The organism is Rivularia sp. UHCC 0363, from assembly GCF_034931125.1.
Taxonomy (GTDB): Bacteria; Cyanobacteriota; Cyanobacteriia; order Cyanobacteriales; family Nostocaceae; genus Rivularia.
Genome location: NZ_JAYGHM010000057.1, coordinates 41315 through 48722, shown reverse-complemented (window position 1 = coordinate 48722; position 7408 = coordinate 41315). Strand labels below are relative to the sequence as shown.

Genomic DNA, 7408 nt, shown 5'->3' with positions numbered 1-7408 from the left:
TTTAATATAAACTTAGATTTCTCAAGCACGATCTACCCTTCCCTCACCATCCAAACCAACATTCCCAAAAGCATTTCCACCGGGGGAACCGCATAATCCTGCAAATCAATACTCAACATTTGTCCTTCTAATTTAAGAAATCTCCAAGCAGTACCGCTCGTAACGCTTCCATAAATTATATTAATTGGTATATTATTTTGCTGGTTAAATATCTGTGCTGCTACCATTTCCGCCGCACATTGTCCCAATCCCGGCTTTAAATCGCCTTTTTTTGCTTCTATAATTATTACTGCGGGTGCTTCAATAAATACTTGTTCGGGGGAACGACTGATTACAAAATCACATACTCCAGTTAAATCTAATTCCGGAGCAACGGTAAAATCTTCACCAGAAAACAAGCTGACTTTACGTTCTAAAATTTTGCGTACTTCTACAAGAATTGGGCTAATAATTAATTCCGAACGAGCTTTTTCCGAACCCGTTGCGATCGCTAATGGTAATCCTTCGCTTAAGGCTTCTTTAAGATAAAAACTCGGTTCTATTGGTGTAATTTCTGGTAGAAAAGGCTCGTTTTCAACGGTAATTAACTGAAATTCGCGTTTTACTCTCGAAAGTGAAAAACTGCTATAGGGCATTATTGGATTTAGTTTTAGTTAAGACGTATCTTGTATCTTAAGGATAAATTATTTAAGAAAATTACATCATTATTACTATCGTATAGTTGGTGCGTGACGCTACCTTATCTTATAACTACGTTCAAGATATCTCGAAGCGTCACACACTAGGCTGTTGACTTTGATAGAATTTACTCGTTTTTGGCTCATGCATTTAACTGGTTTTAACTGGTTCCCAGGCTCAGCCTGGGAACCCATGAAAGTCGGCTCTGCCGACCGTCAAAAGCCAACACAAAAACTGTATGAACTTTTAGCCCAAAAAAACCACAGAGTCAACAGCCTAGTCACACACCCTACAAGAATAAAATTTAATTGATAATTGATAAATGTTTGATATTCTTATTCTTTCTAATGGTCCTGGTGAAATCACAACTTGGGTGCGTCCTGTAGTAAAATCTTTACGGGAAAAGCTGGGTAACGATCGCCATCAAGTCCGCATTTCGATTGTTTTATCTCCTTGTGCTAATGCTAGCGGTAAGGAAGCTGATATTGCTCTTTCCTATCCCGAAGTAGATAGAGTACAACCATCTTCAGATTTCTTTCCATTTTTACTAACTGGGAAAACTGCCGATAATTGGGATTGGCGAGAAAAAGGTGTTGTAGTATTTTTAGGTGGAGACCAATTTTTTCCTGTGGTAATTGGTAAAAGGTTGGGTTATCGTACCGTTGTTTACGCTGAATGGGAAGCACGATGGCATTCTTTGATTAACCGTTTTGGGGTAATGAAACCGCAAGTTATGGCGAAAGTCAGCCCTAAGTATATTGACAAATTTACCGTTGTCGGTGATTTGATGGCTGAAGTTGGGGTGGAAGGGATAAGAGGACAAGGGGAAGATTTAACTTCAGAATCCAAAATCCATTCACGAAGTGTGTCCGAAGGACATAATCTAAAATCTAAAATTGAACTGGTTGGAATTTTACCTGGTTCTAAAGCGGCTAAGTTAGCTCAGGGTGTACCTTTAAGTTTGGCGATCGCACAACACATTCACGATAAACTACCAGAAACAAAATTTTTCATCCCTGTAGCACCAACTTTAAATTTAGCAACTTTAGCTAGTTTCGCAGATGCACAAAAAAATCCGATGTCACAATACTTTGGAGGAGTATCGGCAAAGTTAATTGACGCGGAACAACCATATTTACAAACATCCACAGGTTTACAAGTAGAACTATTTTTAGAACATCCTGCTTATGAGATGTTATCTAAATGCAGTATCTGCTTAACTACTGTCGGTGCTAATACTGCTGAACTCGGTTCTTTAGCAATTCCCATGATTGTTTTACTTCCTACCCAACAATTGGATGCAATGCGTTCTTGGGATGGTATTCCTGGTATATTCGCTAATCTACCTTTAGTTGGTTCGAGTTTTGCTAAGTTGATCAATTGGTATTTTCTTCGACGCAAAGGTTTGTTAGCATGGCCTAATATATGGGCGCAACAAGAGATTGTTCCGGAATTAGTTGGGAAGTTACAACCTCAAGAAGTTGGAGATATTGTTGTAGATTATTTACAGAATCCCGAAAAATTAGCTGATATGAGTGCAAAGTTGAGACGTGTCAGAGGTGATACTGGTGCTGCTGCTAAGTTAACTCAGTTGGTATTTGAAGAATTGCAAAAGCAAGTTTAGTTATCGCTTCCCAAAATGAATCAAAAACCCAACAAACTAGCGGCGAGTAGAGAGAGTCTCAACGTATGGAAAACTATATTTTCCGTTGTCGCTACATAAGTTCTGTCTTTTTAAGTTCGATTATACGGTACAGTCAAACCTAATTTTATCTCCACGTTTTTAAGTTTGTTGTTGGGTGAAATAAATTATTTATCTTTTTTGTTCTTAATTATTATTTAATATTAGTTTTTTGCTAAATATAAAAAATATCCTCTATTTGGCTCCCCCAAAGAGCTTAAGTGATATTTTTTACTATTATTCTTTTTCAATAAGAAAAACAAAGTAAAAATTTTGACAATAAACTCATAATTTCCTCACATTTCATTTATACAGTAAAAGTATCAAATCGGACTTATTCATCAGAAGGGTGAAATACCGATAGCGATAAGATAACTGCAAAATACAGTGACAAAAAAAGTAAAAGGAGTTTCAAGATGTTTAATGCTGGATTTGACTCAGAAGCAATCAGAGAAGTGCCTTCAGAAGCACAAGAACAGGCTGCAAAGATATCACTTGATATAGAGCAGGAGGAATTAAGAGAAGCTCAATCTCTTTCTAAGAAAATAACAAGTCTGAATGCAGATTATCAGAAAGAACTTCGTTTAATTATTGGAGACAGAAATCTAGAACGTTATTATGAATTCCGCGCTCCTCTCCGAGAAAAGATTAACGACCTTGAAGTTAAGGCAACTCCTACGGTAAAGGGACAGGCTGAAATCGAGGAGGCGCAAAGCCAAGCTGTTGGCAAGTCGCAGCAGTTCTTGAATGAAATAGGTTTTGATATGGTTCGCGCATCGAAGTTGCGCGAGGGCTATAACGCTCGGCTCGATGAGGTTGTATCGCAAGCTCGGGGCAAACTAGAAGAACCCAACTATTTGATTTTGCCAGAAGTGATGTCAATGGAGGAACTCAAAGCAACTCCTTGGGTTATTCTTGACCCTGCCTATCCAGCAGATTCCTTCGCTTACTCGTCGAATCGCTCTGACGAACCAGATAACCCCGTTTTCTGGCGTTATCTAAACCGGAGTTCTGGTCAACTCGGAAGCTATACCCGCAACAGAGTTAGCGGAGCAGACGATAGCGATTATGCTTACGTGCGTTACCAGACTGCGATGCGATTCTGGTATCGAATCCCAGATACAGGATTAACCGAAGTGTTTATGCGCTTGCAGGCTATTGATACAGCTTACTCCGGCTCGTTCAATGACGAATGGGGCTGGTCTGACGCTAGGTGCGAACAAATGTGTAGTGCCTACTTGCGGGTCATCACACCCGGACCCGGAGCAATTCGCTATGGTACGATCCTCAATTATGTCCGAACCGGCACAAGCGCTAATTGGGCAAATCAGATTACAGCACCTGGCAACGAACGCTGGGCAAACCTCTTCTCCACCTCTTCCTACAATGCTGGTACCTGGCTGCTATTAGAGGTAGGAACTGAAGATTGGAACTATTTCAGGAGCAACGATGTCAGCATCGTAAGCACCATGAACATGAATTGGTTCTTGAAACAAATCTATGTGCGCTCGACAGCTGCATAGTAAGTGTTGATCGCTTATTACTCTCTTTAACTTAGCTAAAAAGTTAAAGAGAGTATATCGAATGCATAAATTCAGTTCTGGATTACTATGAAAGGGGTAATTTAAGTGTTTTCACTACGACGGTATTCCAGTCAAAGCATTAAACGAATAGGAGTATATATACAAATACTCCGGTTTTAAACACACATATTATTACATATACATTTCAAAGTATTCTTGATGAAGATATCCAAACTGATATTTATCAAGCGACTCTACTTCATAAGGAATTTGCTCAACCTCTGAATGTAATTATTTTGCTTAAAACCAATCTTAAAACTAATGCTCGTAGTCACGTTATTTTATTTTCTAGTGACTTGGATTTATCGTATGAGAAGATAATCGACTACTATAAATTACGCTTTCAAATTGAATTTAATTTTCGGGATGCAAAGCAATTCTGGGGGTTAGAAGATTTTATGAACTTAGGTCAAACTGCGGTGACTAATGCCGTGAATCTTTCTTTTTTTATGGTTAATTTATCCCATTATCTTCTGGCTCACTTTCGCCGAGAAAATCCCGGTTCTGGCATTGTTGACCTGAAGGCTTACTGCCGGGGTTTTCGATATGTTCGTGAAATGTTAAAAATACTTCCCCACAAGCCTGACCCTATAATATTCGCACAGATTTTTGCCAAGCTTACCTATGAAAGGTCGTATTCACAAGGTTTCTACAGCCGTTGAACCCTCCTAAATTGGCAAAGGTATTGATGGAGAACGTCTACAATGTTTCCCGAAATGCTAAATTTTGTCATAACCCATCCTCCAAGTGAGTCATGGGAGATGAAGAAATTATCATCTACTTTAAGTATAAAAAATGTATATTTAATATAATCAAATTGATAAGAATCTTTAAATTATAAGCAAAAGCTTTTGCCCAGATACAGACTGAAAACTTAGAAGATAAATGTATTTTAAATAACTAAACTTTAACAAGTTAATTTAAATATAGTTTTACAGATGTAATATTTTTTGAGCAAATAATTTCTAATTTCTTCTTAAAACGGGATTATAAGGCTTTTACAGGGTTTACAAAGCAATATCTTATTTATAAATATTTTTTATATGAATTTATTACTGAAAGTATTTTTAAGTAATAGACTGCTTTAATTTTGACATTGTTTTTATTCCCTCACAAGTTCCTCACATTTTTCTTTTAGTTTGAGGACGTACTTACCAAAACAGATGAGAAGAAACAGCTACAGTCATTGAAGTATTAAGCAACACAAGCATCACTGATGCTCTCAACCCTGAAGAAGAGAAATCAGATTAAAACTACATTTAACTTTTACAAAAAGGATATCTGAAATGGCAACTTACAATAATGAATCTACCGATTCCGAAAGAGCTAACGACTTCCGCATCGAAGGTCAGATTCAACGGGAACAACCCGAATGTCAACCAGGGGAACTGAAACTAGCAGTTTACGTATTTGACAGGGCAGGGATTTTGCTGGGTAGTGCGGACATGGACAACAAGGGGAATTACAGCGTCTCGGTTCGGCTGACTCGACCTACCGATGTGGAACTGATAATTGGTCCGGTGGGTGATGCACAACAGATTCGTCGCTCTAATGCTTACAGCAAGAAGTTCTCCGCCCAAGAATGGCGAGAGGAGGGTAGACAGTTCAGGCTGCGTTATGACACTGTGCTACCGCTAACCATATGGAGACCTTGGTTTCCCGTGCGTATTTGTATTAACGGTCATGTACGCAAGGTCAGCCAACAAGATGGCATTACCGAAATCTGTCCAGTTCCCTATGTAAAGGTTGAAATTTTTGATGTAGACCGTGAAGCTTGCTGGTGGCCGTGGCTACGCAAGTGGTGGGAACTGCTTCTAGATCGTCCCGTTATTCGTATTCCCGAATTGCTCAGGGAACCCCCCTTTCCACCTAAGCCTTTTCCCGGACCGGACCCGGCTCCAGACTTGAAGCTGAGTCAGTTTGCCCAACTGCGTCCAGGGATAGGTACATTAGAACTAGAACAAATTGGTATTAGTCCTCAACCCGAACCACCTGCCTCATCTAGGATGTTCGCCAATCCAATCGAGAATATCGCGATTAATCCTCAACCCGAACCACCAGGCTTTAGCGCATTGCCATCTACATTCATGCGCGTAGGTGAGACAGGTCGGATGGATAGTGCGATCGCCACACGTTTTGATCGGCTAACTTTGACTTCTAAAATCGCCCCGTGGCAAATCTTCCCTCTATGCTTCTATAGTAAGGTCGAAGTCTGCGAAACTACCACCGATTGTAACGGCTACTTTAACTGCTGCTTCAACTGGTGGCCCTTCCATTTCCGGCGCGGAAGACTACGATTCGACTCACGTCCAGATATCATTATTAAGGTAACTCAGGTGATTAATGGGGTATCCACTGTAATTTATATGGACCCATATACCAGCACTCGCTGGAACGTTACCAATGCTCATATCGACCTGTACTTGGACAACGAAGAGGTGCAGTGCGGAAGCGGCTGTACGCCAACCCCATCGGGAACGGCAACATTCTTTACACTAGTAGGCCTCGATGACGTTTACAAAATTGACCAGGTGAGTGGAAAATTCAGTAACGTTGTTTACGGAGGTTCCCTCGATAACTGGGCTTATGGAAACAACTTGCTGATTTGCGCTTTGTTCGGCGAAGTGCTAAGCAAAGGTACCCCCAAACGCTACTATAGGCTCTCCTACAAAAAAGGATTAACCAACTCAGATCCCAACGATAACACTGGTTTTATTCCAATAACGTCTGCGTTCTCCGATACGCGGGTTGACAAAGTGACCTTCGATTCGCAAATCATCCAAATTGGTCCGCAATCGCCAGTGAACGGAGTACCCAATCTTTATGAAATCCGCAACACGGATGACTACTACTGGTACAACATGGACAAAATTGGCTGGTGGTATACGGATAACGATACAGTGGAACCAGACACAGGTATCTACACCCTAAGACTAGAAGTCTTTAACGAACTCGGCGTAAAACTGACATCTACCGATGTCGATTATCGAGATGGAACCGATGCACCTCCTGGACCGCTTCCTGCGATGCCTAACCGCTGCGACATGGTAATTCTGATCGACAACAAGCGTCCCGATCTGGCACTTTCAGTACCGGGTGCAAGTGACATCTGCGGGGTGGTTCCGTTCAGTGCAGTACCGGGACTTACTGTCGATATCAACGCGAACCAGGCACACGGTCGCCTACAGCAGTGGGGACTCTATTATGTCAAAGGCATTTCCGGCGGCTCTGGTACCCTGGGTGCAGCAACTAACAATTCTGGTATCGCACCGTTACCCGTGAACTTATCCATACCAGCTGCGCCTATGACCACCGGCTTGACGGGTACCTGCGGGTTTTCGCTGACGCTGTATGCATGGCCGTTGGTCAGGAACGGTTTCGGGGGCATTCATTACAAGCAGAAACAGATTGCGATCGCAATTGAAAAATGTCCTCCTTGTCCGCCCTGTAGCTAGTGGTCTACTGC

General features: G+C 41.2%; 4 protein-coding genes and 1 pseudogene. 4 read left to right on the top strand and 1 reads right to left on the bottom strand.

Annotation, left to right across the window (positions count from 1 at the left end):
- Positions 1 to 32: 32 nt before the first annotated feature.
- Complete coding sequence (locus VB797_RS25995) at positions 33 to 635, bottom strand: hypothetical protein (protein WP_323240654.1); 603 nt, start codon at positions 633 to 635, stop codon at positions 33 to 35.
- Between the two features lie 365 nt (positions 636 to 1000).
- Here VB797_RS25995 and VB797_RS25990 point away from each other — a divergent pair, with 365 nt between their 5' ends.
- The 4 genes and pseudogenes from VB797_RS25990 to VB797_RS25975 all read left to right on the top strand — a co-directional run bounded on the left by VB797_RS25990 (position 1001) and on the right by VB797_RS25975 (position 7397).
- Positions 1001 to 2302: a lipid-A-disaccharide synthase gene (locus VB797_RS25990; protein ID WP_323240652.1), complete on the top strand. Its 1302-nt coding sequence runs from the start codon at positions 1001 to 1003 to the stop codon at positions 2300 to 2302.
- Positions 2303 to 2775: 473 nt separating this feature from the next.
- Complete coding sequence (locus VB797_RS25985) at positions 2776 to 3882, top strand: hypothetical protein (protein ID WP_323240651.1); 1107 nt, start codon at positions 2776 to 2778, stop codon at positions 3880 to 3882.
- A gap of 197 nt (positions 3883 to 4079) precedes the next feature.
- A pseudogene (locus tag VB797_RS25980) lies at positions 4080 to 4614 on the top strand (transposase); the annotation flags it as partial.
- Positions 4615 to 5228: 614 nt separating this feature from the next.
- A complete protein-coding gene (locus VB797_RS25975; protein ID WP_323240650.1) occupies positions 5229 to 7397 on the top strand; it encodes a hypothetical protein in 2169 nt (722 codons plus the stop codon).
- Positions 7398 to 7408 lie beyond the last annotated feature (11 nt).